Source organism: Novosphingobium sp. (assembly GCF_027531025.1).
In the GTDB taxonomy this organism is placed as follows: domain Bacteria; phylum Pseudomonadota; class Alphaproteobacteria; order Sphingomonadales; family Sphingomonadaceae; genus Novosphingobium.
The window spans coordinates 93,825-116,287 of the sequence record NZ_JAPZQX010000008.1 but is presented as its reverse complement, the minus strand read 5'-3'; the positions used below and the strand labels follow the sequence as shown (position 1 = coordinate 116,287).

Annotated in this window: 29 protein-coding genes and 1 tRNA gene; 18 read left to right on the top strand and 12 right to left on the bottom strand. The window is 66.7% G+C overall.

All coding sequences use genetic code 11. The features are described 5' to 3' along the window. Both O9281_RS12715 and O9281_RS12710 read right to left on the bottom strand, forming a co-directional pair. A partial coding sequence (locus O9281_RS12715; RefSeq protein ID WP_298186127.1) for a 3-hydroxyacyl-CoA dehydrogenase NAD-binding domain-containing protein occupies positions 1-99 on the bottom strand: 99 nt, incomplete at its 3' end. Positions 100-165: 66 nt separating this feature from the next. Next, positions 166-369 carry a hypothetical protein gene (locus O9281_RS12710; RefSeq protein ID WP_298186458.1) on the bottom strand — a complete coding sequence of 68 codons (204 nt, stop codon included), beginning with the start codon at positions 367-369 and terminating at the stop codon, positions 166-168. 109 nt (positions 370-478) lie between these two features. Here O9281_RS12710 and O9281_RS12705 point away from each other — a divergent pair. Further along, positions 479-565 (top strand) — tRNA-Leu (locus O9281_RS12705). A gap of 281 nt (positions 566-846) precedes the next feature. Here the strand turns inward: O9281_RS12705 and O9281_RS12700 are convergent. Beyond that, on the bottom strand, positions 847-1,443 hold the full coding sequence (locus O9281_RS12700; protein WP_298186456.1) for a TlpA disulfide reductase family protein: 597 nt from the start codon (positions 1,441-1,443) through the stop codon (positions 847-849). Between O9281_RS12700 and argH the strand changes: the two genes are divergently transcribed. The 4 genes from argH to O9281_RS12680 are packed head-to-tail and all read left to right on the top strand — an operon-like array spanning position 1,442 to position 5,105. Further along, positions 1,442-2,815, top strand: coding sequence for an argininosuccinate lyase (gene argH / locus O9281_RS12695; RefSeq protein ID WP_298186468.1), 1,374 nt, complete (start codon positions 1,442-1,444; stop codon positions 2,813-2,815). The two genes, O9281_RS12700 and argH, sit on opposite strands and share 2 nt — an antisense overlap. A gap of 5 nt (positions 2,816-2,820) precedes the next feature. Then, on the top strand, positions 2,821-3,066 hold the full coding sequence (locus tag O9281_RS12690) for a hypothetical protein (protein WP_298186454.1): 246 nt from the start codon (positions 2,821-2,823) through the stop codon (positions 3,064-3,066). 6 nt (positions 3,067-3,072) lie between these two features. After that, the gene (gene lysA, locus O9281_RS12685; RefSeq protein WP_298186452.1) at positions 3,073-4,335 is read left to right on the top strand and encodes a diaminopimelate decarboxylase; all 1,263 of its coding nucleotides are present in this window, start codon (positions 3,073-3,075) and stop codon (positions 4,333-4,335) included. 2 nt (positions 4,336-4,337) lie between these two features. Next, positions 4,338-5,105 (top strand): NAD(P)-dependent oxidoreductase, encoded by a 768-nt coding sequence (locus O9281_RS12680; RefSeq protein ID WP_298186450.1) that lies wholly within the window; start codon positions 4,338-4,340, stop codon positions 5,103-5,105. Here the strand turns inward: O9281_RS12680 and O9281_RS12675 are convergent. Next, on the bottom strand, positions 5,077-5,481 hold the full coding sequence (locus O9281_RS12675) for a PaaI family thioesterase (protein WP_298186445.1): 405 nt from the start codon (positions 5,479-5,481) through the stop codon (positions 5,077-5,079). The genes O9281_RS12680 and O9281_RS12675 overlap by 29 nt on opposite strands. Next, positions 5,478-5,957 carry a PaaI family thioesterase gene (locus O9281_RS12670; RefSeq protein WP_298186442.1) on the bottom strand — a complete coding sequence of 160 codons (480 nt, stop codon included), beginning with the start codon at positions 5,955-5,957 and terminating at the stop codon, positions 5,478-5,480. Before O9281_RS12670 ends, O9281_RS12675 begins: the two co-directional genes overlap by 4 nt. Before the next feature lie 120 nt (positions 5,958-6,077). Between O9281_RS12670 and O9281_RS12665 the strand changes: the two genes are divergently transcribed. The 3 genes from O9281_RS12665 to O9281_RS12655 are packed head-to-tail and all read left to right on the top strand — an operon-like array spanning position 6,078 to position 8,012. Further along, the gene (locus tag O9281_RS12665) at positions 6,078-6,230 is read left to right on the top strand and encodes a hypothetical protein (protein ID WP_298186440.1); all 153 of its coding nucleotides are present in this window, start codon (positions 6,078-6,080) and stop codon (positions 6,228-6,230) included. Positions 6,231-6,246: 16 nt separating this feature from the next. Beyond that, positions 6,247-7,122 carry a hypothetical protein gene (locus tag O9281_RS12660; protein ID WP_298186438.1) on the top strand — a complete coding sequence of 292 codons (876 nt, stop codon included), beginning with the start codon at positions 6,247-6,249 and terminating at the stop codon, positions 7,120-7,122. Then, positions 7,110-8,012, top strand: a complete 903-nt coding sequence (locus O9281_RS12655; RefSeq protein WP_298186436.1) for a transposase — start codon at positions 7,110-7,112, stop codon at positions 8,010-8,012. Before O9281_RS12660 ends, O9281_RS12655 begins: the two co-directional genes overlap by 13 nt. On the opposite strand, the gene ruvX is transcribed toward O9281_RS12655, so the two are convergent. The 7 genes from ruvX to pyrE are packed head-to-tail and all read right to left on the bottom strand — an operon-like array spanning position 8,009 to position 13,373. Next, positions 8,009-8,491, bottom strand: coding sequence for a Holliday junction resolvase RuvX (gene ruvX, locus O9281_RS12650; RefSeq protein WP_298186433.1), 483 nt, complete (start codon positions 8,489-8,491; stop codon positions 8,009-8,011). The two genes, O9281_RS12655 and ruvX, sit on opposite strands and share 4 nt — an antisense overlap. Next, complete coding sequence (locus O9281_RS12645; RefSeq protein WP_298186430.1) at positions 8,476-9,585, bottom strand: DUF3089 domain-containing protein; 1,110 nt, start codon at positions 9,583-9,585, stop codon at positions 8,476-8,478. The genes ruvX and O9281_RS12645 overlap by 16 nt, the downstream gene beginning before the upstream one ends. 6 nt (positions 9,586-9,591) lie before the next feature. Beyond that, positions 9,592-10,728: an AI-2E family transporter gene (locus tag O9281_RS12640; protein WP_298186428.1), complete on the bottom strand. Its 1,137-nt coding sequence runs from the start codon at positions 10,726-10,728 to the stop codon at positions 9,592-9,594. 1 nt (position 10,729) lies between these two features. Then, positions 10,730-11,614, bottom strand: coding sequence for a signal peptidase I (lepB, locus tag O9281_RS12635; RefSeq protein ID WP_298186426.1), 885 nt, complete (start codon positions 11,612-11,614; stop codon positions 10,730-10,732). 22 nt (positions 11,615-11,636) lie between these two features. Continuing rightward, positions 11,637-12,050, bottom strand: coding sequence for a holo-ACP synthase (gene acpS, locus O9281_RS12630; protein WP_298186424.1), 414 nt, complete (start codon positions 12,048-12,050; stop codon positions 11,637-11,639). A 10-nt stretch (positions 12,051-12,060) separates the two neighbouring features. Beyond that, positions 12,061-12,792 (bottom strand): pyridoxine 5'-phosphate synthase, encoded by a 732-nt coding sequence (locus O9281_RS12625; protein WP_298186422.1) that lies wholly within the window; start codon positions 12,790-12,792, stop codon positions 12,061-12,063. After that, entirely contained in the window at positions 12,789-13,373 is a 585-nt protein-coding gene (gene pyrE / locus O9281_RS12620) for an orotate phosphoribosyltransferase (protein WP_298186420.1), read from the bottom strand. Before pyrE ends, O9281_RS12625 begins: the two co-directional genes overlap by 4 nt. 196 nt (positions 13,374-13,569) lie before the next feature. On the opposite strand from pyrE, the gene coxB reads away from it, so the two are divergent. The 10 genes from coxB to thrC all read left to right on the top strand — a co-directional run bounded on the left by coxB (position 13,570) and on the right by thrC (position 22,463). Further along, positions 13,570-14,709, top strand: a complete 1,140-nt coding sequence (gene coxB / locus O9281_RS12615) for a cytochrome c oxidase subunit II (RefSeq protein ID WP_298186418.1) — start codon at positions 13,570-13,572, stop codon at positions 14,707-14,709. Between the two features lie 29 nt (positions 14,710-14,738). Next, positions 14,739-16,424, top strand: coding sequence for a cytochrome c oxidase subunit I (gene ctaD, locus O9281_RS12610; protein ID WP_298186415.1), 1,686 nt, complete (start codon positions 14,739-14,741; stop codon positions 16,422-16,424). A gap of 77 nt (positions 16,425-16,501) precedes the next feature. Then, positions 16,502-17,473 carry an alpha/beta fold hydrolase gene (locus O9281_RS12605; protein ID WP_298186413.1) on the top strand — a complete coding sequence of 324 codons (972 nt, stop codon included), beginning with the start codon at positions 16,502-16,504 and terminating at the stop codon, positions 17,471-17,473. Positions 17,474-17,497: 24 nt separating this feature from the next. Further along, positions 17,498-18,421 carry a heme o synthase gene (locus tag O9281_RS12600; RefSeq protein WP_298186410.1) on the top strand — a complete coding sequence of 308 codons (924 nt, stop codon included), beginning with the start codon at positions 17,498-17,500 and terminating at the stop codon, positions 18,419-18,421. A gap of 5 nt (positions 18,422-18,426) precedes the next feature. Further along, on the top strand, positions 18,427-18,558 hold the full coding sequence (locus O9281_RS12595) for a hypothetical protein (RefSeq protein ID WP_298186407.1): 132 nt from the start codon (positions 18,427-18,429) through the stop codon (positions 18,556-18,558). A 4-nt stretch (positions 18,559-18,562) separates the two neighbouring features. After that, positions 18,563-19,168: a cytochrome c oxidase assembly protein gene (locus O9281_RS12590; protein ID WP_298186404.1), complete on the top strand. Its 606-nt coding sequence runs from the start codon at positions 18,563-18,565 to the stop codon at positions 19,166-19,168. A 69-nt stretch (positions 19,169-19,237) separates the two neighbouring features. Beyond that, positions 19,238-20,059, top strand: a complete 822-nt coding sequence (locus tag O9281_RS12585; protein WP_298186401.1) for a cytochrome c oxidase subunit 3 — start codon at positions 19,238-19,240, stop codon at positions 20,057-20,059. Further along, positions 20,059-20,457: a DUF983 domain-containing protein gene (locus O9281_RS12580; protein WP_298186399.1), complete on the top strand. Its 399-nt coding sequence runs from the start codon at positions 20,059-20,061 to the stop codon at positions 20,455-20,457. The genes O9281_RS12585 and O9281_RS12580 overlap by 1 nt, the downstream gene beginning before the upstream one ends. Continuing rightward, positions 20,457-21,050, top strand: coding sequence for an SURF1 family cytochrome oxidase biogenesis protein (locus O9281_RS12575; RefSeq protein ID WP_298186396.1), 594 nt, complete (start codon positions 20,457-20,459; stop codon positions 21,048-21,050). Before O9281_RS12580 ends, O9281_RS12575 begins: the two co-directional genes overlap by 1 nt. Positions 21,051-21,062: 12 nt before the next feature. Next, positions 21,063-22,463, top strand: coding sequence for a threonine synthase (gene thrC, locus O9281_RS12570; RefSeq protein ID WP_298186394.1), 1,401 nt, complete (start codon positions 21,063-21,065; stop codon positions 22,461-22,463).

Genomic DNA, 22,463 nt, shown 5'->3' with positions numbered 1-22,463 from the left:
GTCAACATCAGACAGCAGCACCTTCATGCCGAACTGGGCCACGGTCTGGGCAATGCCCGATCCCATCTGGCCTGCGCCGATCACCGCCACTGTCCGCATCAATCCATCCCTTCGCAAGTGCAGCAAGGGGCGCTGCCTAGCGGTGAAGGTGATGCTTGGCTAGCCTTATCCGCACCGCCAGGCCTGCCGGATGTAGACCAGCCAGTAGGCCAGCGCGCCGAGGATGTCGCCGCCAGCGAGCTTGCCAGGGGTGCCGATCGCAAGGCCCTGGACCAGTGGGACGGGATCGATCCGCTCACCCCGCTCACCCCCGCCAAATAGGCGCCATGGGTCCGTCAGGCGTGGCTGGCAGCCACTCGTGTTACCCATGCGGGTGGCTTTTCACATCAAGCCCAACCTATGCGTTGACAGACACCCTCACCACCGCTAGTGGCGCGCTCCTACCCGGCAGCAGGCGTCTTGGCCCGCTGCCATCCGTGCCCAGATGGCGGAATTGGTAGACGCACCGTCTTCAGGTGGCGGCGCTGGAAACGGCGTGGAGGTTCGAGTCCTCTTCTGGGCACCATTTTTCAGACCGACGTTGTGCGTCTGCGGTTGTGAAAACCCCAGAAATCCGCCATGTTCTTGCGCAATTTGTTCGTCCAAAATTCGCCCCTGTTCACCTCTGGTCGGTTGGGTCAGCGCGGGCTAGATCGGGGCCGTTCGACTGCATTCGAGGAGCCGCTGGATAACGGTTTTGCGGGGTAGGGCCCCCATGGCCGCGATCGCCGATCCGTTCATAGCCAAGCGCGCGCAGGACGGCCTCGCCGATACGGCGGTGACCAAACCCCAGGTGGCGGCGACGGGCTATTTCCCCTCAGCCAGCATTGCCTTCGTTTCGGCATTGGTCCAGTCGTGCCCGCCGACAAAGCGCCAGACCTCGCGCCCCTGGGAATCGTAGTAGATCGTCGTTGGCAGGACGGTCAGCTTGTACTGCACGGTCAGCTCGCCATCGAGGTCGAGCCAGGGTTCCAGCCGATCAGCCCCGCGCGCCTTCAGGAACTGGGCGACCTTGTCCGCCGGGGGAAGGTCCTGCGAGATGGTCAGGACCTTCATCTGCCCTTCGCGCTCCTTGGCCAGCTGGTTCAGCATCGGCAGTTCGGCCACGCAGGGGGCGCACCAGGTGGCCCAGAGGTTGATCAGCAGCGGCTTGCCCTTCAAGCTGGACAGCTCGACCTTGTTCCCCGCCGCGTCGCGCAGCGTGAATTCGGGCAGTTCGCTGCCCTTGCGGCTGCGGTCGATTGTCCCGGTCAGCTCGCCGCCCGCGGCCTGCGCCGCTTCGGTCCCCGCCGCCGGTTGCTTATCCGCCGTGGTTTCCCTATCGCACCCCCCGACCAGCAGGGCACAGCCAAGGACGGCGAGCGTGAGCGAGCGGGAAAACAGCAAGAGCGGCTCCAATACCATGTGGGGCGGACGGTTCGCGGAAGGGCCGTCGGCAATCATGCGCGAGATAAATGCCTCGATCCCCTTCGACAAGGCGCTGTGGCGGCAAGATATCGCCGCGTCAAAGGCTCATGTCGCGATGCTGGGCGCACAGGGCATCGTCAGCGCCGAGGATGCCGCCGCGATTGCAGCGGGGCTCGACCAGGTCGCTGCCGAATACGAGGCCCATGGCGTCCCCGAGAACTGGGACCTTGAAGACATCCACATGACCACTGAAAGCCGGCTGGCCGAACTGATCGGCCCGGCGGCGGGACGGCTGCACACCGCGCGCAGCCGTAATGACCAGGTGGCGACCGATTTCCGCCTGTGGGTGCGCGATGCGATCGATCAGGCGGACGCGGGGCTAGAGGCGCTGCAGGTCGCGCTGGTCACCCGCGCGGGCGAACATGCCGACAGCATCATGCCCGGCTTCACCCATTTGCAGACCGCGCAGCCGGTCACGCTGGGGCATCACCTGCTGGCCTATTTCGAGATGGCCGCGCGCGATCGGTCGCGCCTCGCCGATGCCCGCGCCCGGCTGAACCAGTGCCCGCTGGGCTCTGCCGCCCTGGCCGGGACCGGTTTCCCGATCGACCGGCAGGCCACGGCCCACGCGCTGGGCTTTGCCGAGCCGACCCGCAACAGCCTGGACGCCGTATCGGACCGCGATTTCGCGCTCGATTACCTGATGGCCGCCGCCCAGATCGCGCTGCACCTGTCGCGGCTGGCGGAAGAATTCATCATCTGGGCCAGCCAGCCCTTCGGCTTCGTGACCCTGCCTGATGCGCTGTCCACCGGCAGCTCGATCATGCCGCAGAAGAAGAACCCCGATGCGGCCGAACTGGTGCGCGGCCATGCCGGGCGGATCGTGGGCAGCCTGACCAGCCTGATGATCACGATGAAGGGCCTGCCGCTGGCCTATTCGAAGGACATGCAGGACGACAAGCCTCCGGTCTTCGAAGCCGCCGGGCTGCTCACCCTGTGCCTGGCCGCGATGGAAGGCATGGTGGCGGGCGCCACCTTCCGCACCCAGCGGATGCGTGCGGCGGCCGAACTGGGCTATGCCACCGCGACCGACCTCGCCGACTGGCTGGTGCGCCAGGCGGGCATCCCCTTCCGCGAGGCGCATCACATCACCGGGGCGGCGGTAAAGCTGGCCGAAAGCCGGGGCGTGGCGCTGGATGCCCTGCCGCTGGCGGACCTTCAAGCCATCGATGCGCGGATTGACGAGCGGGTCTTCGCCGCACTGTCGGTCGATGCCTCGGTCGCCTCGCGTGCCAGCTATGGCGGAACCGCGCCGGAGCAGGTAAGGCTCCGCGTGGCCGAAGCGCGCGGCGCGCTGGGGCTGGAGTAATGGCAATGCGTGGTCTGGTCCTTCCCGCTGTGTTCCTGCTGGCGCTGGGCGCCTGCGGCCAGCGCTCGGACCTCAAGCCAGCGGCGGGCAAGGAGCTGCCCGTGGCCCCCCATGGCCGCGAGGATCGGCCCAAGGCCGAGGAACTGCTGAAACCCGGGCTCCAGGCGGCTCCGGAACGCAGCGTCGAACTGCGGCGAAAATCGGAAGAACGCACTGACGATCCGTTCGACCTGCCCCCTTCCGACGAGTAAGTTTTCATGGACCATTTTCAGATCATCAACGGCGAACTGCACGCCGAACAGGTTCCTCTGAGCCGGATTGCCGCGGAAGTCGGCACGCCGGTCTATGTCTATTCGCGCGCTACGCTGGAGCGCCATGCCCAGGTCTTCGTCGATGGACTGGCCGCCCTGCCGAAGAAGCACGTGGCCTTTGCGATCAAGGCCAATCCCAACCTGGCCGTGCTGCGGGTGATGCAGCGCCAGGGGCTGGGCGCCGATGTGGTTTCGGGTGGGGAACTGGCCCGCGCGCTGGCCGCCGGGATGCCGGGGCAGGACATCGTCTTTTCCGGTGTCGGCAAGCTTGAGCGCGAGATGATCCTCGGCCTCGATGCCGGGATCGGCCAGTTCAATATCGAGAGCGAGGAAGAAGGCGTCGAGCTTGCCGCCGTGGCCGCCGCGCGCAGGCAACGCGCCGCCTGCGCCCTGCGGGTCAATCCCGATGTCGATGCCCGCACGCACGAGAAGATCTCCACCGGCAAGGCCGAGAACAAGTTCGGCGTGCCGATCGATCGCGCCGCCGGGATCTATGCCCGCCTTGCCGCGCTGCCCGGCCTCGACATGCGCGGGGTGGCCGTCCACATCGGCAGCCAGTTGCAGCAGCTCCAGCCGCTGGAAGATGCCTTCGTCAAGCTGGGCGCGCTGATCGCGGAACTGCGCGCCAATGGCCAGACCGTGACTCATGCCGATCTCGGCGGCGGGCTGGGCGTGCCGTACAAGGCGGGCGAGGTATTCCCGACCCCGGCCGAATATGGCGCGATGGTGGCCCGCGTCTGCGGCAATTGGGACGTGACGCTGATGTTCGAACCCGGCCGGGTGATCGTCGGCAATGCCGGCGTGCTGCTGACCCGCGCGATCCGCGTGAAGCGTAGCTCCAACAATACCCCCTTCGTGATTGTCGATGCGGCGATGAACGACCTCGCCCGCCCAGCAATGTATGGCGCCTGGCACGATTTCGAGGCGGTGCGCCCGACCGGTCAGAAGATGACCGCGCATATCGTCGGCCCAATCTGCGAAACCGGCGATACCTTTGCCATGGATCGGGAAATCGACGCACTGGTTGCCGGGGACCTGGCGGTGTTCCGGACTGCCGGGGCCTATGGCGCGACCATGGCCAGCTCCTACAACAGCCGCGGCTTCGTGGCCGAAGTGATGGTGGATGGTGACCAGTTTGCCGTGGTGGCCGACCGGATCCTGCCCGAAGCGATCACGGCGGCCGAGCGGGTGCCGGCCTGGCTGGACTGACCATGCATTCGCTGCCGCTCTTCCATCGCCTTGCTGGCCAGCCGGTGATCGTGGTGGGTGAGGGCGAGGCGGCCGAAGCGAAGAGCCGTCTGCTCGAACGCGCTGGGGCGCGGATCGTCGGCATGGACGATCCCACAGCGCGGCTGGCCTTCGTCGCGCTGGACGAACCGGAGGACGTGGCCGCCGCGCTCAAGGCGCGCGGGCTGCTGGTCAACGTGGTTGACCGGCCCGAGCTCTGCGATTTCACTACCCCCAGCCTGCTCGAACGCGGGCCGGTGCTGGTCGCGGTATCGACCGGCGGGGTTTCGGCGGGCCTTGCCAAGGCGCTGCGGCTGCGGCTCGAAGGCCTGCTTCCCGCCACGCTGGGCGCACTGGCCGAAGGACTGGGCGCGACGCGCGGGGCGATGAAGGCCCGCTGGCCCGCTGGCGGGGACCGCCGACGCGCGCTCGATGCCGCGCTGGCGCAGGGTGGCCCGCTCGATCCGCTGGGCGGTTCGACCGACGTGGCGGGCTGGCTGGCCGGGGCCGATGACGGGGTGCGCGGAAGCTTCGAAATTGTCTTGCGTTCGGCCGATCCCGATGACCTGACCCTGCGCGAGGCGCGCTGGCTGGGCAGTGCCGATCTGGTGCTGCACGATCCGGATGTCCCTGCTGCCGTGCTCAACCGCGCCCGCGCCGACGCCGCGCGCGAGCTGCTGGGGGCTGGATCGGCCGCGCCGGATCAGGCCGGCGTCACCGTGATCATTCGGCGGGGATCAGCAGCACCTTGATCTGGGCCAGGGCGATCGGCTTGGTTCGGTCGTCCTGCCAGGCTTCCGCATTGACCAGCGCCACCCGGCGCCCGGCGCGGGTGACCGTGCCCTTGGCATAGGTGACCTGTTCGGTGCCGCCGCGCATGAATTCGACCTGGATGTTGACCGGCTTCAGCTGCATGGACGCTTCGCCCCGGGCGGCTAGCTCGGCGCGCAGCGCGGCGAAGGCGGCCATTTCCATCAGGCCCGACATGGCCCCGCCGTGAAGGAAGCCCGGTCGGCCCTGGACGCGGGTAGAGAATTCGACCCGCAGCACCGGCTCCCCCGCCTCGTCATGGTCGATGACGATGCCCAGCGCCTCGGCATAGGGGGGAAGGGTCTGCTGCGCGCTCACCGGTAAGGTCCGTGGGTGGCCATAAAGGTGCCGATCACATGGGCCACCGGATCGGCCGGATCGCCATCGTGGGCGATCCCGCGGATGAACGAGATCGTTCGCGTCAGCTTGTAGCATTCGCCGCGCCCGATCACCGTGTTGCCGGGCCTGGCCGCGCGCATGTAGTCCACCCGCAGGTCCAGCGTGGCATGGGGCACGAACTTGCCCGACCTGGTCCACACGCTCATCGAGGTGGCATTGTCCATCAGGCTGATGATCGGGCCGGATGCCAGCACGCCCGCGCCATCGATGCCCACCAGCTCCTCGCGCCAGGGCAGGGACAGCTCCACCCAGTCCTCGCCGTGCGCGTGATAGGTCAGCCCCAGCCAGCCGCCGTGACCATGGCGGGTCATCATGCGCGAGGCCAGGCTCGGATCGAACCGGGTGCCGGGAGGCAGGACATGCGTGGGTGGGCTGGGGCTGGGCGGGTTGGACATGGCGATTTTCCTGCGCGGCGGCGGCGGCGATTACAATCTTTTAATTCGGCAGCAAGGCGCGTGGCGGCGAAGCTGGGCGGGCAGGGCGCAATGGGCCTTGCGTCAACCCAGGGGAAAGTCATGAACCTGCCCAAGATCGATGTTTCCGCATTGCCCGATCTCGATACGCTGACCGGTGTGTTCGGCAGCCTCGCCAATCCGCTTCAGGCCGCCGGGTCCGACGATTCGGTCGTGATCATCATGGTCTTCATCTACGAAGTGCTGGTGCCCTGATCGGGCCGCGCCAGCCATGCTGATCAGACCGGAGCTGGCCGCGCTGACCGCGCTCGCCCGCGGGGCGGAGCTGGACGACCTGCCGCTGCTCGCCGCGCTGTTCACCGCCGGTGATTCCGCGGCCCGGACCGTGGTGGACGAGGTGACCGGCTGGCTGCTGGCGGAACTGGCCGCTCAGCCGCTGGGGCAGGTGCCGTTCCGCCATCACAGCGATGGCAGCGTTACCACCCTGCTGCTCGCCCGGGCGGGCGGGGCGACGCTGGCGCTCCAGGCGATCGACGGGGTGGCCCTGGCGCGGCGGCCCGAACCGGTCTCGGTCAGCTTCCCCCCGGTGGCTGCCTGGGATCATGTGCTGGCGGGGCATGGCTGGGGCGAGGTGGTGCGCCTTGACGGGTTCGACGGCGGGCGGGCGCGGCTGGTGTCTGTACCGGTTGAGCTGGCACCCGGATCGGTCAGCCACCGCTCTGTCGGGTCGGCGGCGCAGGTTTTGCGGTGGGCCGAGGGCTGTCTGGTCACGCTGAAACTTCAGTGTCGGCTTGGTGCCGGTTCAGTGACGCGTGAGTACCGCTTGCGTGACGGTGAACTGCTGCATCAGGCCGCCGCCAGTGCCCGCGACAGCCGCCTTGAACTGACTGCGGCGCTGCTCGGCCGGATGGGCCGCACCGATGCCGCCCCGCTGCTCGCCGCCATGGCCGAGGAGCAGGGCAGCACCCACCTGCGCTGGCAGGCCCTGCGCGAATGCCTGGGGCTGGATACCGCGCTGGGCTTTGCGGCGCTCGGTGCCGTGGCGCGGCGGACGGACGATCCGCTGGCTGGAGCAGCGCTGGCGCTACGCAATCAACTCATTGATAAATATCCTGAACTGGGGAGGGTGCTGCCATGCCCCGCGTGATCGAATGCATCGACAGCACGCGCGCCGGGCTGGACGATGCCTGCGCCGGAATTGCCCGGCTGGGCTTCGATCCAGAGGACGAGGAGCAGCTTGCCAATGCCGCGCTGTGGCTGCGGCGGCTGGGCAATGATCGCGATTTCCTGGGCGACCTGCTGATCGGGGAACTCGCCCGCCGCCACCGCGAAGAAGTGCTGGAAAGCGCCTATGGTCCGCAAGTCGTCATGCTGGCTCCGCCCAACGGCAACTTCTTCATCCGCGCCAATATCTGGCCCTCTGCCAATGAACACATGGTCCGTGCTTCGGGCGGCGCCTCGTTTGTCTATGGCCTGCCGCACGATCACAATTTCAGTTTTCTCACAGTGGGTTACTTCGGCCCCGGATACTGGAGCGACTATTACGAATACGACTATGGCGAAGTGGCCGGAGCCAGCGGCGAGGCTGTACCCAGCCTGCGGTTCGTCGAGCGCAGCCGGCTCGAACCCGGCAAGCTCATGCTCTATCGCGCCCACCGCGATGTCCACGCCCAGCACCCGGCGGATTCGCTCTCGGTCTCGCTCAACGTCATGCACACCAGCGGGGCGCAGGGCTGGCTCGACCAGTACCGCTTCGACCTCGATCAGCAGCGGATCGGCGCGATTGTCTCACCGGGGCCGAGCGAGGCTTTCCTGAGGATCGCGGTGGGGCTGGGCGGGGCCGAAGCGCTGGATCTTGCGCACCGGTTCGCGCGCCGGCATCCCAGTGACCGGCTGCGGCTGGCCTGCTGGGATGCGCTGGCTTCGGTTGCGGCGGACAGCGCGGCCCGCGATGCTCTGTGGCGCGAGGCCGAAGGGGCGGGCAGCCGTCTGGTTACGCTGGAGGCCAGAGCGCGGCGGGCGGCGATTTCGGCTTAGCCCATGCCCCCGGCCAGCGCATCGATCGCCGCCTGCAGGATCACCGCCGCCGCTGCCGCGTCAATCCGGTCGGCGCGCTTGGCGCGGCTCATGTCCTGGGCGATCAGGGCGCTTTCGGCGCTGGCGGTGGACCAGCGTTCGTCCCACAGCAGCACGGGCAGGTCCAGCGCCTCCGCCACATTGCGGGCATAGGCGCGGCTTGACTGGCTGCGCGGGCCCTCGCTGCCGTCCATGTTGAGCGGCAGGCCGATCACCACGCCCCTGACCGAGCGTTCAGCCACCAGCGCGGCCAGCGCCTGCCGGTCCGCACCGAACTTGCCGCGCTTCAGCGTCTTGCCGGGCGAGGCAAAGCGCCAGCCGGCATCGCAGAAGGCCGTGCCGATCGTCTGGGTGCCGAGGTCCAGCCCCAGCAGCGCCCCGCCGCCGGGCAGGGCGGCGCGGAAATCGGGGGCAAAGGTGGTGATCAGCGCGCCCGCCATGCCGCGGACCGGCGGATCACATCGGCGCGCAGGTTGGCCCAGTAGAGCGGCACGTCATAGACGTGGTAATTGTCCTCGGGCAGCACGAACGGGCCCATGTCCGGTCCCGCACCGACCCGCAGGATGCCATCGGCGGAACAGCGCGCGCCGACCAGTGCGGCCTTCATTGTGCCATTCTCCAGCTTCGCATCGGGAACCATGGTGCCCAGGTTCGCGCTGGCCGGCGCCGCGCCGCCGACGCCGCCGGTCAGCGGGTTGGAGCAGAGATAGCGCGCCGGCGGCGCCCCCGCAGGACGATCTCCGGCAAACCGTTCGTAGGACTTGATCATCAGTTCGGCATTGCCACTGTCGGTATAGCTCAGCCAGGAAATCACGCAGCCGGTCTGTTCCGGCGCGGTGCAGGCCGGGAAGCCCATCTGCGGCAGGTCAAGCTCCTGGTCGACCAGCCAGCCGATCGGATAGGCCGCCACCAGCCGCGTGGCGAGCGATGTGCCTTTCAGCTTGTCGGCCAGCAGCCGCTTCAGGTGATAGCCGCCCTGGCTGTGCCCGGCGACGATGAACGGCTGGTTCGCCGGTATACTGGCGATGAAGTGATCGAAGGCGGCGGCAACATCGCCATAGGCCAGGTCCAGCGCCTTTTGCGCCTCGGGCTGGTCGGTGATGAAGGTCCCGAAAGTCGCCTGGCGATAGCGCGGTGCCCAGACCTGCTCGGCCGCGTTGAACGGGCTGGCCGAGGCGCGGACGACCAGCGTGCCGATGCGGTTGGCGTCAGCATCGTCGAGCGGGGCATTCCAGTGCGCCTTCTTGAGGTAGCTGGTCGGCTGGATGAAGAACACCGCGACTGGGGCCTTGGTGGCTTCGGCCTTGAACCCGGCCGGCAGCCACTGGGCCGGATCCTCGGGCTTGCCCGGCCGCGAGATCCAGCGGTTCGCGTCGGCATAGGCATTGGGGGCAACCGGCGGCTGCGGCTCGAATGCCCCGCCGGGGGTGAAGGCCAGTCGGGTCAGCGGTTCGGGATAGAAGGTCAGTGCCAGCCGCCCGGCAACGAACAGGACGACCAGAACGGCGATCACATAAAGGAACTTGCGGGCCACGAGGGGTTACACTCCGGTCTTGGCGGGTTCGTCGGGGCTGGGTTGGGTATCGTTGCGCTGCGACTGGCGTTCCAGCGCCACCTTGAGCATGGCGACCAGCGGATCGGCCAGCAGCAGGCCAAGGATGCCGAACAGCGCACCCATGATGAGCTGCGCGCCCAGCACCAGCGCGGGGGCCAGGTCGGCGGTCTTCCTGGCGATCATCGGCACGATGATATTGCCGTCGACCGTTTGCACCACGACGTAGACGAAGATGCAGTACAGCCCCATTTCCCAGCCGCCCGAAAAGCCGACCATGATCATCAGCAGCCCGGAAATCGGGGCGCCGATATTGGGCAGGAAAGCCAGCAGGCCGGTCAGCAGGCCAAGCAGCCCGGCCATCGGCACGCCATAAAGCGCCAGCATGATCCAGGTCCCGATGCCTTCCACCGTCATGCCGACCAGACGGCCGAACATCAGCATGCGCAAGGTCTTGCCCATCTGCGCGGCGGTAACGTCGAAATTGTCGCGCTCGCCGCGCGGCAGCATCCAGGCGAAACCGCGCCGGTAAAGTTGCGGCTCGACCGCGAAATAGATTCCCAGCACCACGATCAGGAAAGCGGTGGTCAGTCCGCCGATCACCCCGCCGACCGCCGAGGTCAGCTGGGCCACGCCGCCCAGCGCCTGCTGGATCAGCCCCTGAACGTTGTCCATGTTGATCCGGAAGCCCTGGCCTTCAAGCCAGGCGGCGGACTTGAGCGCCTGGGTCTGGATGATCGCCGGCAGTTCGGATGCCTGGGCCGCGATCTGGCTGCCCGCGAACATGGCCACCCACCACAGGAAGGCGACCGTGCCCAGCAGCACCAGTGTGACCCGGATGCCGCGCCCAACCGGCAGGACCCGGCCCAGCAGCCGGGCGCCGCCATCGATCATCGCGGCAAAGACCATGCCGCCAAAGATCACCAGCAGTGGCTGGGCCAGCACGACGGCCAGGGCGACCAGCCCCGCCATGCCCAGCCAGACGAACGCGCGCTTGGCTTCGTGCCGCAGCAGCGGATCGGTAATATCGGTCGGGCCGATCGCCCGGCCCGACGGCTGCGCCGCGGCGGCGGTCTTGCGGCTGCGCCTGGGCTTTGCGCCGCTTGTACCGGTCGGTTCGTTCATATCAGCGCTGCTCCTGCGGCACATGGACCGGGCGCAGGCTGCGCCCGGCACGGTCGCCGCGCAAGGCCCCCCACCAGGTCAGCGGGTTCCAGCTCTCGCTGCCGTTGAGGCTGAAGGTGGTGAATTCGGCCCGGCCGCCGACATCGCTGAGCGGCACCGGGCCGCCCAGGCCGTTTTCCCAGAGCTCCGCGCGGCTGTCGGCCGAATGGTCGCGGTTGTCGCCCATCAAGAAGACATGATCGGCGGGCACGGTGATCTCGTCCATGTTGTCCAGCGACTGGCGGACATGATCGATGATCACATAGCTCGCTCCGTTGGGCATGGTTTCGCGATAGGCCGGCAGTTCATAGACCACCCGGCCGGAAGGCAGGCGGACGCGGTAATTGGCGAAGGCGGACAGGCAGTTCTCACCATCGCAGAGCAGGTCCTGTTCTTCGGGCAGTTGCACCGAAGGCTCGATGCTGCGGGGCACGGGCTTGCCGTTGAGGATGATCTCGCCGTCGCGCACCGCGATCCGGTCCCCGGGCCGGGCGACCACGCGCTTGATCAGGTCTTCCTCGCGGTTGCGCGGCACAGCGATCACGATATCGCCATAGTCGGGCGTGCCGCCGAATAGCCGCCAGGTGCCGCGCGGCAGCAGGTGGAAGCTGACCGAGGACCAGTTCCAGCCATAGGGGAACTTAGACACCACCAGCCGGTCGCCCACCAGCAGGTTGGGCATCATCGAGATCGACGGGATGTAGAACGGCTTGGCGATGGCGCTGTGGAACGCCAGGACGGCCAGCAGCATCAATGCCAGGCTGCGCACTTCGGCCAGCCAGTTGATCTTTTCGGGCGCGTCGACCGGAGTTTCCGGGGCTGGAGCAGGGGCGGGGTTCTGGGTCATTGCATCCGTCATTGCGTGTCCGTCAGGGGGCTTCAGGCAGCTTGCGCGCCTCGATCACGATGAAGGCCTGGGCCCATGGGTGATCGTCGGTGAGTGTCAGGTGAACCACGGCCTCGTGGCCAGGCGGGGTAATCGCGGCCAGGCGCTCGGCAGCACCCCCGGTCAGCGCCAGGGTCGGCGCGCCGGACCGGGCATTGACCACGCCGATGTCCTTCATGAAGACCCCGCGCTTGAACCCGGTGCCGACTGCCTTTGAGAAAGCCTCCTTGGCGGCGAAGCGTTTGGCCAGGGTGCCGGCCTTGGTGAAGGGTCGGCTATTGCCCTTGGCCTGCTCGATCTCGGTAAAGACGCGGCGCTCGAACTTCTCGCCGAAGCGATTGAGCGAATTCTGGATCCGCTCGATGTTGCACAGGTCGGAACCGATGGCGATGATCATGGCCCTGGCTTTACCGCGCCGCGTCCATCAGGTCGCGCATCCGCCGCACGCTGGCTTCGAGGCCGACGAAGACCGCCTCGCCGATCAGGTAGTGGCCGATGTTGAGTTCGGCGATCTGGGGGATCGCGGCGACCGGCTGGACATTGTCATAGGTCAGGCCGTGGCCGGCATGCGGCTCGATCCCGTTCTTGGCGGCCAGGGCGGCCATGTCGGCCAGCTTCTTCAGTTCCACCGCGCGCGCCTCGCACTCGGCATGGGCATAGTCGCCGGTGTGCAGTTCCACGACCGGCGCGCCGAGGTGCATGGCGGCCTCGATCTGGCGCTCGTCGGGGCCGATGAACAGGCTGACGCGGATGCCCGCATCGCGCAGGCGGCTGACGATCGGAACCAGGCGGTTGTGCTGCCCGGCAGCGTCAAGGCCGCCCTCGGTCGTGCGTTCCTCGCGCCGCTCGGGCACGATGCAGGCGGCATGGGGCTTGTGGCGCAGCGCGATCGCCAGCATCTCGTCGGTAGCGGCCATTTCGAGGTTGAGCGGCAGGCCAGTGGCCGCCTGGATCCGGGCGAGGTCCTCGTCGCGGATGTGGCGGCGATCTTCGCGCAGGTGCACGGTGATCCCATCCCCGCCACAGGCCGCCACGATTTCAGCTGCGCGCACCGGATCGGGATGATCCCCGCCGCGCGCGTTCCGGATGGTGGCGACGTGATCGATGTTCACGCCCAGTCGGAGGCGGGTTGGTATCACGGTTTTGCGCGGCTCCCGGGCTTTGTGGCTGGAGTCGCTGCCAGTTCGGGCGGCAGTTCGTCCGGCGCATAGGTTGGGAAATTGATGGCGATCAGCGGGAAGAACGGCACCCCCAGATCGACGGACCCCGCCGACCGGTCGACCAGCGCTGCGGCCGCGATCACTTCGCCGCCGGCTTCGCGCACGCAGTCCATCGCCTCGCGGCTGGACAGGCCGGTGGTCACCACATCCTCGACCAGCAGCACCTTTTCGCCCGGCTCGATGGTAAAGCCGCGCCGCAGCTCGAAAGTGCCGGTGGGGCGCTCGACGAAGATCGCATCGATCCCCAGCGCGCGGCCCATTTCGTGCCCGATTATCACGCCGCCCATCGCCGGGGAAACCACCTTGGCAATGTCCTTGCGCAGCTCGCGCGGGATTCGCTGGGCAATCGCCGCAGCGAGCCGCGAGGCCCGCATCGGGTCCATCAACACGCGCGCACATTGCAGGTAATGTGCACTGTGGCGGCCCGACGAGAGCAGGAAATGCCCCTCGAGCAGCGCCTTGCTGGCGCGGAATTCGGCCAGAACCTCTTCTTCCTGCATGGGAAACGCTTTCCTTCGATACTGCTTACAGCCCAAGGTCCGGGTTCCCGGCGGGCCGTGTCAAAAATATCCCCTAGAGGCGCTTGAGGTGCCCCGCAAGCGCGCGTATAGGCCCCAGCAAATCTGACTCCCAAGGGGGCGGGAGAAGGGCTTGGCCCTGCTCTTGCCGGCAAAGGAAAGCGAAAGCAGCGCAACAATGACACTGGCAGGAACCGCCCGCACTGCGGGACAAGCGATCAAGGCATTCGGTCTCTCCCTGGCCCTTCTGGCCCTGCCGCAGGCGGCGTTCGCTGCCCCGGCGGCAACCCCGGTCGCTGCCGCTCCGGCTGCTGCTGCACCCGCGCCCGCCGCGGAAGCTGCCGCGCCGGTGGCTGCGGCTCCGGCTGTCGCCGCTTCGGCTGAAGCGCCGGCCCCGGCCGCCCCGGCGGTCGATCCCAACGATCCCCGCTTCCAGGTGGCGCCGGGTGGCTACACCCCGATGGCTCCCACCCCGGGCAAGGGCATGCCGGTCGACAAGGGCATCGGCCTGCAGGACCAGTATTCGCCGGTCGGTGACTATGGCAGCTGGATGCACGATGCCTTCCTGATGCCGATCATCACGGTGATCTCGCTGTTCGTGCTGTTCCTGCTGCTGTGGGTGGTGGCTCGCTACAACAAGCGCGCCAACCCGGTGGCTTCGAAGACCAGCCACAATACCCTGCTCGAAGTGATCTGGACCGGCGTGCCGATCCTGATCCTCGTTGCCATCGCGGTGCCCTCGGTGACGCTGATCGCCAAGCAGTACAAGCCCGCTCCGGCCACGGCCGTGACGATCAAGGCCACCGGCAACCAGTGGTTCTGGACCTACAGCTACCCTGACAACGGCGGGTTCGAGGTCATTTCGAACATGCTGCCCGAGGAAGAAGCCAAGAAGCGCGGCGAACCCTACCAGCTGGCGGCTGACTATCGTATGGTCGTGCCGGCTGGCGAACCGATCCGCCTGCAGGTGACTGCGGCTGACGTGATCCACGCCTTCGCCGTGCCCTCGCTGTGGTCGAAGCTCGACGCCGTCCCTGGCCGCATCAACGAGAAGGTGCTCTTCATCAAGGAGCCCGGCGTTTATTACGGTCAGTGCTCGGAACTCTGCGGCGCCCGTCACGGCTATATGCCGATCGTGGTCGAAGCCCTGCCGCGGCCCCAGTACAACGCGTGGGTGATGACCCAGGCTGGTGGCAAGATCGATGGTCTGCCCGAAGCCCCGGCTGCTGCTCCCGCCGCCGCTCCGGCTGCTGCCGCCACCCCGGCTGCTGCTGTCGCTCCGGCCGCCGCCCCTGCCGCGCCGGCCACTGGCGCCTGAGCCCGTTTTAAAAGGATAAGGTTCGCATCATGGCTACCACCGCCGAACACTTCCAGGCCCACGACGACGCGGCCCACCACGATCATGACCACAAGCCGGCATTCTTTGCCCGCTGGTTCATGTCGACCAACCACAAGGACATCGGGACGCTTTACCTGATCTTCGCGATCTTCGCGGGGCTCATCGGCGGCGCCTTCTCGGGCATCATGCGCCTCGAACTGGCGGCTCCGGGCATCCAGTACCTGGGCTGGGCGGCCGAGCACCTGTTCATGATGAAGGACCCCAGCTTCGACCAGACGCTTCACGTCTGGAACGTGCTGATCACCGCGCACGGCCTGATCATGGTGTTCTTCATGGTCATGCCCGCGATCATCGGCGGCTTCGGCAACTGGTTCGTGCCGATCATGATCGGCGCGCCCGACATGGCCTTCCCGCGGATGAACAACATCTCGTTCTGGCTGACCGTGGCAGGCTTCATTTCGCTGATGCTGTCGGCCTTCGTGCCCGGCGGCACGGGTAACGGCGCCGGCATCGGCTGGACCGCCTATGCCCCGCTGTCGACCTATGGCGCGACCGGCCCAGCGGTCGACTTCGCGATCTTCTCGCTGCACCTTGCCGGTGCCGCCTCGATCATGGGCGCGATCAACTTCATCACCACCATCTTCAACATGCGCGCGCCGGGCATGACCCTGCACAAGATGCCGCTGTTCGTCTGGTCGGTGCTGGTTACCGCCTTCCTGCTGCTGCTGGCCCTGCCGGTGCTGGCCGCCGCGATCACCATGCTGATCACCGACCGCAACTTCGGCACGACCTTCTTCGATCCGGCCGGCGGTGGCGATCCGGTGCTCTACCAGCACCTGTTCTGGTTCTTCGGCCACCCCGAAGTGTACATCATGATCCTGCCGGGCTTCGGCATCATCAGCCAGATCGTCTCGACCTTCTCGAAGAAGCCGGTGTTCGGCTACCTCGGCATGGCCTATGCCATGGTCGCGATCGGCGTGGTCGGGTTCGTCGTCTGGGCGCACCACATGTACACCACCGGCATGAGCGTGAACACGAAGCTCTACTTTACCCTGGCCACCATGGTGATCGCGGTGCCGACCGGCATCAAGATCTTCAGCTGGATCGCCACGATGTGGGGCGGCAGCATCGAGTTCAAGTCGCCGCTGGTCTGGGCGATGGGCTTCATCTTCCTGTTCACCGTGGGCGGCGTGACCGGCGTGGTTCTGGCCAACGGCGGCGTGGACGATGTGCTGCACGACACCTACTACGTGGTGGCGCACTTCCACTATGTGCTGTCGCTGGGTGCGGTGACCGCGCTCTTCGCCGGGTTCTACTACTGGTTCCCGAAGATGAGCGGGAAGATGCACTCCGAATTCCTCGCCCATCTGCACTTCTGGGTGTTCTTCATCGGCGTGAACCTGATCTTCTTCCCGCAGCACTTCCTGGGTCTGCAGGGCATGCCGCGCCGCTATCCGGACTACACGGAGGCCTATGCCTACTGGAACGAGATCTCGTCGATCGGTTACCTGGTAATGGCCAGCTCGCTGGTGATCTGGTTCGTGAACATCATCTATGCCTACACCATGGGCAAGAAGGCCGAAGCGAACTACTGGGGCGAAGGTGCGACGACGCTGGAATGGACCCTGTCCAGCCCGCCGCCGTTCCACCAGTTCGAAACCCTGCCGGTGATCGACGACAAGGCCAAGCACTGAGGCCCGATCGTCCGAACCGACTGGACAGAATCCGCCCCGGCCCGCAAGGTCCGGGGCGTTTTCTTTGGAGTATGCCGATGCCCGAATTCCGGATGGTCGATTGCGGCGAAGTAACCCTGCGCTGCGCCATCGAAGGCCCTGAACCTGGCACCGCGCCGCTGGCGATCATGGTCCACGGCTTTCCGGAAAGCTGGTATTCGTGGCGGCACCAGATCGGCCCCGTGGCAGCCGCTGGCTTCACCGCCTGCGCCATCGACGTGCGCGGCTATGGCGGTTCGGACAAGCCGCAGCCGGTTGAAGCCTATACTTTGCAGGCGATCGCCGCCGACCTGATCGGCCTGGCCGATGCCCTTGCGCCGGACAGCCGCGTGGTGCTGATCGGGCATGACTGGGGCGCGCCGATCGTCTGGAACACGGCTTTCACCAATCCCGACCGGATCAGTGCGGTGGCGGGCTTGTCGGTGCCCTTTGCTGGTGCGCCGCTGCGCCCCTTTACCGAGGTGTTCCGCGAAGCCTTCACGGCCCAGGGCCGGTTCTTCTACCAGGAATTCTTTCAGGAACCGGGGGTGGCCGAGGCTGAGGCCGAAGCCGACCCGCGCGATTTCGTGGCGCGCATGATGTATTCGATTTCGGGCGACGTGCCGCCGGGCGATTACTGGTCCAAGCCGCTGGGCGCGACCTTCCTTGAAGGCCTGCCCGATCCGCAGCCGGTCCCCTGGCTGACCGAAGCGGACCTCGATTACTACGAGGGCGAGTTCAGGGCTTCGGGTTTTCGCGGCCCGCTCAACCGCTATCGCAACCACGAGCGGGACTATGAATGGCTCAAGCCCTGGCAGGGCAAGCAGCTGGAACAGCCCTGCCTGTTCATCGGCGGATCGCGCGATCCAGCCACCACTCTGTTCGGCGCGGTCGCAGACCCGGTCGCGATGATGCGGATGTTCGCGCCCAAGGTCGAAGGGTATGTGCTCGATGGCGTTGGGCACTGGACCCAGCAGGAGCGGCCACAAGAAGTGAACGCCTTGCTCATCGATTGGTTGAAGCGAATCTGAGCCGGGACTATAGGGCCCCCAACCATGACCTCCGTCAGCACCCCCGGAACCGCCCAATCGGCGCCTTTGCCCGCCGACTGGCGTGATTTCTTCGCGCTGACCAAGCCGCGCGTGATGAGCCTGGTGATCTTCACCGGCCTGTGCGGATTGCTGGCTGCGCCGGTATCGGTCAACCCGGTGCTGGGCTTTACCGCGATCCTGTGCATCGCGCTGGGGGCAGGTGGATCGGCCGCGCTCAACATGTGGTGGGAAGCCGATATCGACGCGCAGATGAAGCGCACTGCCGCCCGGCCCCTGCCGGCCGGCCGGATGCCGCGCGAATCTGCCCGCGATTTCGGGCTGATCCTGTCGTTGATCTCGGTGCTGATCATGGCGGTGGGCGTGGGCTATCTCGCCGCCGCGGTCCTCGCCTTCTCGATCTTCTACTACGCGGTGATCTACACCATGTGGCTCAAGCCGCGCACGCCGCAGAATATCGTGATCGGGGGCGGGGCCGGGGCCTTTCCGCCAATGATCGGCTGGATTGCCGCGACGGGCGAGATCACGCTGATGCCGATACTGCTTTTCGCGATCATCTTTTTCTGGACCCCGCCGCATTTCTGGGCGCTCGCGCTGTTCGTCGAGACCGACTATGCCAAGGCAGGGATTCCGATGATGCCGGTGGTGGCCGGCCAGCATTCGACCCGGCGCCAGATCCTGGTCTATGCTGTCCTGCTGCTGCCGCTTGCCATGCTGCCCTTCTGGATCGCCGGGGCGGGCGTGGTCTACGGGGCTTCGGCCCTGCTGCTTTCGGCGATCTTCCTGGTGCTGGCACTGCGTGTTGCGGTGTTCCGGCAAGGGGTGGGGGAAACCGACATGGGACCCGAAAAGCGGCTGTTCGCTTTTTCGGTGTTCTACCTCTTTGCCCTGTTCGCCGCGCTGGTGGCGGACCGCTGGATCATGGGATGAACCGAATGCCAAGCTTTCCCGACCCTGAAGCTGAACGCAAGCGCATCATCAAGCAACGCAACTGGATGCTGGGCGGCCTGCTCGTCGGCATGGTCGTGCTGTTCTATTACATCACCATCGCGCGGCTGGGAGGGTAAGGTCATGACCGTTCTGGCCCTGCCCAAGGATCCCAATGCCCGCACCGGTGTGCTGGCCCTGCTCGGCGCCGCGGCGATGCTCGCGCTCGGGTTCGCCTCGGTCCCGCTTTACCGCATCTTCTGCCAGGTCACCGGCTTTGGCGGCACCACCATGAAGGCGACCGAAGCCGAGGCGGCGGCAATCCGGGTGACTGACAAGCTGATCTCGGTGCGGTTCGATGCCAATGTCGACCGGCAATTGCCCTGGAAGTTCCAGATGGAACAGACCACGCAGGACCTGCGGATCGGCGCGCGCAAGATGGCTTACTATTCGGCCGAGAACCTTTCGGACCAGCCGATCACCGGAATCGCCTCGTACAACGTCGAACCGGAACTGGCTGGCAAGTACTTCCACAAGATCCAGTGCTTCTGCTTCAACGAGCAGACGCTGCAGCCGGGCCAGTCGATCAACATGCCGGTGATCTACTATGTCGATCCGAAGATCCTCGACGATCCGGAAACCAAGGACATCCAGCAGATCACGCTGAGCTACACCTTCCACAAGTCCGCGCAGCAGCCTGTCCAAAAATTGGCTGCAAACACTCTGGACCAGTCGCGGCCCGCACGATAAGGGCATCGTCAATTCTGCGCCGCAAGCCCGGCTTGCGGCGCCTCAACGGGATCAACGGGGACCACTCACATGGCCGGCACCACGAACCACGATTACCATATCCTTGAACCGGATATCCTGCCCTTCATCGGCTCGGTTTCGGCGCTGACCGCGACCACCGGCGGTGTGCTGACCATGCATGACATGGCGGCTGGCAAGTATGTGCTGCTGGTCGGCATGTTCGGGATCCTGTTCACCATGTGGCAGTGGTGGGCCAAGGTTATCCGCGAAGCCCATGAAGGCCATCACACCCCGGTCGTGCAGCTGCACCTGCGCTATGGCATGATTACCTTCATCGCCTCGGAAGTGATGTTCTTCGTCGGCTGGTTCTGGGCCTTCTTCAACTTTTCGCTGTTCCCCAGCGAGATTGCCGAAGTGGTTGGTGGCCAGTGGCCGCCCAAGGCCGTGGAAGAAGTGCTGAACGCCTTCGACCTGCCGCTGCTCAACACGCTGATCCTGCTCTGCTCGGGCACCACGATCACCTGGGCGCACCACGCGCTGATCCACGGGGACCGCGAAGGGCTGAAGAAGGGGCTGTGGGCCACCATCGCGCTGGGCGCGCTGTTCACCAGCATCCAGGCCTTCGAATACGCGGTCGCGCCGTTCCCGTTCGGCCAGAACACCTATGGCTCGGCCTTCTACATGGCCACGGGCTTCCACGGCTTCCACGTGCTGATCGGCACGATCTTCCTGATCGTCTGCCTGCGCCGCGCCTACAACGGCGATTTCACGCCCAAGCAGCACTTCGGCTTCGAAGCGGCTGCCTGGTACTGGCACTTCGTCGACGTGGTCTGGCTGTTCCTGTTCGTCGCGATCTATGTCTGGGGCGGTTGGGGCCACCCGGTCCACTGATGCCCGGCGGCGCAAGCCACAACGAAAAGGGGCAGCCCGGCCTGGCCGCGGCTGCCCTTTTCGCACTCTGCCCGAATTGCGGCGCCAAGGGCCTGTTCGATGGCGCCGCGCGCTTTGCGCCGCGTTGCCGGTCCTGCGGGCTCGATTACCAGCAGTTCAACGTGGGCGATGGCCCGGCCGCTTTCCTGACCATGATCATCGGCGCGCTGGTGGTGGGCCTGGCACTGTGGCTGGAGTTTGCCTGGCAGCCGCCGTTCTGGGTTCACATCGTCCTGTGGGTGCCGCTGGTCGCGGGGCTGACCCTGTGGGGCCTGCGCGTCAGCAAGGCCGCGCTGCTCGCGGCTGAGTACCAGCGCCACGCCCGCGAGGCGACCAGCGCCGACCTGCGGAAAGACTGATGCTCAAGCGACTGCCCCTGATCCCGACCGTAATCGTGCTCGCCGCCGTGGCGACGATGCTCGCGCTGGGCGTGTGGCAGCTTGGCCGGAGCGGGGAGAAGGCCGCGCTGCTGTCCAGCTATGCCGAGGCCGAGGGGCAGGGCGCGGAAGTGGCCTGGCCGGTCGATCCCGCCAGTCGGCAAGCCGCCCTGTTCCGCCGCAGCACGCTCGATTGCCGGATCGCCGGCAAGGACGCGCCGATCGCGGGCTATAACCGCCAGGGCACGCTTGGCTGGGCGCACAGCGTAACCTGCACCTTGCCAGAGGGAGCGCAGGCCGAAGTGGTCCTGGGCTGGTCGCGCGATCCGGCTGCGGTTGACTGGAATGGTGGCCGGGTGACCGGAATCGTTGCGCCGGGCGCGGGCGACGGCGTGCGTCTGATCACCGATCCGCCGCTGGCCGGGCTGCAGGCCAGCGCCCGTCCCGATCCGCGCGACATCCCCAACAACCATCTGTCCTACGCGATCCAGTGGTTCCTGTTCGCCGCCGTTGCCCTGCTGATCTATGGCCTGGCGCTCCGCAAGCGCCTTGCCGCGCGGGACGCTGAGGGCTAACGGCCCAGGTCGATGGACTACATTTCGACCCGCGGCAGCGCTCCGGCGCTCGATTTCGCCGGAGCCACCCTGGCCGGGCTGGCCAGCGATGGTGGCCTCTATGTGCCCCGCCACTGGCCCCGCTTTTCGGCTGACGAGATCGCGGCCATGGCCGGTCTGCCCTATGCCGAGCTGGCCGCGCGGATCATGCAGCCCTTCCTGGGCGATTGCCTGACGCCGGAACGTCTGCGCGAACTGACCGCCCAGGCCTATGGCCGCTTCGCGCACAAGGCCGTTACCCCGCTCAAGCAGCTGGACGAGCAGCAGTGGCTGCTCGAGCTGTTCCATGGACCGACCCTGGCCTTCAAGGATGTGGCGCTGCAATTGCTGGGCCTGCTGTTCGAGGAGTTCCTGGGCCGTGGTGGTGATCCACTGACCATTGTCGGGGCAACTTCGGGCGATACCGGTTCGGCCGCGATTGATGCCGTGGCGGGGCGCGCCCGGATCGAGATCTTCATGCTCCACCCCAAGGGGCGGGTCAGCGAAGTGCAGCGCCGGCAGATGACCACCGTGCTGGCCCCCAACGTCCACAACATCGCGATCGAGGGCACCTTCGACGATGCCCAGGCGATGGTGAAGCGGATGTTCAACGATACGGCGATGACCAGCCGCTTCGCGATCGGCGCGGTCAATTCGATCAACTGGGCGCGGCTGATGGCCCAGGTGGTCTATTACTTCGCCGCCGCGCTGCAACTGGGCGCACCGCACCGCAAGGTGGCCTTTGCCGTGCCGACCGGGAATTTCGGCGATGTCTTTGCCGGTTATGTCGCCGCGCAGATGGGCCTGCCGATCGAGCGGCTGATCGTGGCGACCAACGTCAACGACATCCTCCACCGCGCGCTGACCACCGGGGACTATTCGGCCGGCACGGTCACGCCCACTGCCGCGCCGTCGATGGATATCCAGGTCTCGTCCAACTTCGAACGGCTGCTGTTCGATCTCAATGGCCGTGACGGGGCCGCGCTGGCGGCGCAGATGGCCGGGTTCGAGGCCAGCAAGTCGATGCAGCTGACCAACGCCCAGCGCGAAGGGGCGGCGGCCCTGTTCACCAGCGCCCGCGCCGACGCCAATGATATGGCCCGCGCCCTGCGCTGGGGCTGGGACAATGCCGGCGAACTGCTTGACCCGCATACCGCCATCGGGCTGCATGCCGCCCGCACCGCGGGGGTCGATCCGGCCGTGCCGGTGGTGACCCTGGCCACGGCCCATCCGGCCAAGTTCGGTGATGCGGTGGAACGCGCCACTGGCCATCGCCCGGCGCTGCCCGCCCGGGTGGGGGACCTGTTCGAGCGCGAAGAGCGGCTGGCCGAACTGCCCGGTGACTATGCGGCCGTGGCTGACTACGTCGCCGCGCGCGCAGTGCCTCGTGGTTGA

Bases quoted from the DNA above. Each gene is read 5' to 3' on its own strand.
- O9281_RS12710 (WP_298186458.1), bottom strand. From the start codon at position 369: ATGGGTAACACGAGTGGCTGCCAGCCACGCCTGACGGACCCATGGCGC.
- argH (WP_298186468.1), top strand. From the start codon at position 1,442: ATGTGGGGCGGACGGTTCGCGGAAGGGCCGTCGGCAATCATGCGCGAG.
- O9281_RS12700 (WP_298186456.1), bottom strand. From the start codon at position 1,443: ATGGTATTGGAGCCGCTCTTGCTGTTTTCCCGCTCGCTCACGCTCGCC.
- O9281_RS12690 (WP_298186454.1), top strand. From the start codon at position 2,821: ATGCGTGGTCTGGTCCTTCCCGCTGTGTTCCTGCTGGCGCTGGGCGCC.
- lysA (WP_298186452.1), top strand. From the start codon at position 3,073: ATGGACCATTTTCAGATCATCAACGGCGAACTGCACGCCGAACAGGTT.
- O9281_RS12680 (WP_298186450.1), top strand. From the start codon at position 4,338: ATGCATTCGCTGCCGCTCTTCCATCGCCTTGCTGGCCAGCCGGTGATC.
- O9281_RS12670 (WP_298186442.1), bottom strand. From the start codon at position 5,957: ATGTCCAACCCGCCCAGCCCCAGCCCACCCACGCATGTCCTGCCTCCC.
- O9281_RS12665 (WP_298186440.1), top strand. From the start codon at position 6,078: ATGAACCTGCCCAAGATCGATGTTTCCGCATTGCCCGATCTCGATACG.
- O9281_RS12660 (WP_298186438.1), top strand. From the start codon at position 6,247: ATGCTGATCAGACCGGAGCTGGCCGCGCTGACCGCGCTCGCCCGCGGG.
- O9281_RS12655 (WP_298186436.1), top strand. From the start codon at position 7,110: ATGCCCCGCGTGATCGAATGCATCGACAGCACGCGCGCCGGGCTGGAC.
- ruvX (WP_298186433.1), bottom strand. From the start codon at position 8,491: ATGGCGGGCGCGCTGATCACCACCTTTGCCCCCGATTTCCGCGCCGCC.
- O9281_RS12640 (WP_298186428.1), bottom strand. From the start codon at position 10,728: ATGAACGAACCGACCGGTACAAGCGGCGCAAAGCCCAGGCGCAGCCGC.
- lepB (WP_298186426.1), bottom strand. From the start codon at position 11,614: ATGACCCAGAACCCCGCCCCTGCTCCAGCCCCGGAAACTCCGGTCGAC.
- acpS (WP_298186424.1), bottom strand. From the start codon at position 12,050: ATGATCATCGCCATCGGTTCCGACCTGTGCAACATCGAGCGGATCCAG.
- pyrE (WP_298186420.1), bottom strand. From the start codon at position 13,373: ATGCAGGAAGAAGAGGTTCTGGCCGAATTCCGCGCCAGCAAGGCGCTG.
- coxB (WP_298186418.1), top strand. From the start codon at position 13,570: ATGACACTGGCAGGAACCGCCCGCACTGCGGGACAAGCGATCAAGGCA.
- ctaD (WP_298186415.1), top strand. From the start codon at position 14,739: ATGGCTACCACCGCCGAACACTTCCAGGCCCACGACGACGCGGCCCAC.
- O9281_RS12605 (WP_298186413.1), top strand. From the start codon at position 16,502: ATGCCCGAATTCCGGATGGTCGATTGCGGCGAAGTAACCCTGCGCTGC.
- O9281_RS12600 (WP_298186410.1), top strand. From the start codon at position 17,498: ATGACCTCCGTCAGCACCCCCGGAACCGCCCAATCGGCGCCTTTGCCC.
- O9281_RS12595 (WP_298186407.1), top strand. From the start codon at position 18,427: ATGCCAAGCTTTCCCGACCCTGAAGCTGAACGCAAGCGCATCATCAAG.
- O9281_RS12590 (WP_298186404.1), top strand. From the start codon at position 18,563: ATGACCGTTCTGGCCCTGCCCAAGGATCCCAATGCCCGCACCGGTGTG.
- O9281_RS12585 (WP_298186401.1), top strand. From the start codon at position 19,238: ATGGCCGGCACCACGAACCACGATTACCATATCCTTGAACCGGATATC.
- O9281_RS12580 (WP_298186399.1), top strand. From the start codon at position 20,059: ATGCCCGGCGGCGCAAGCCACAACGAAAAGGGGCAGCCCGGCCTGGCC.
- O9281_RS12575 (WP_298186396.1), top strand. From the start codon at position 20,457: ATGCTCAAGCGACTGCCCCTGATCCCGACCGTAATCGTGCTCGCCGCC.
- thrC (WP_298186394.1), top strand. From the start codon at position 21,063: ATGGACTACATTTCGACCCGCGGCAGCGCTCCGGCGCTCGATTTCGCC.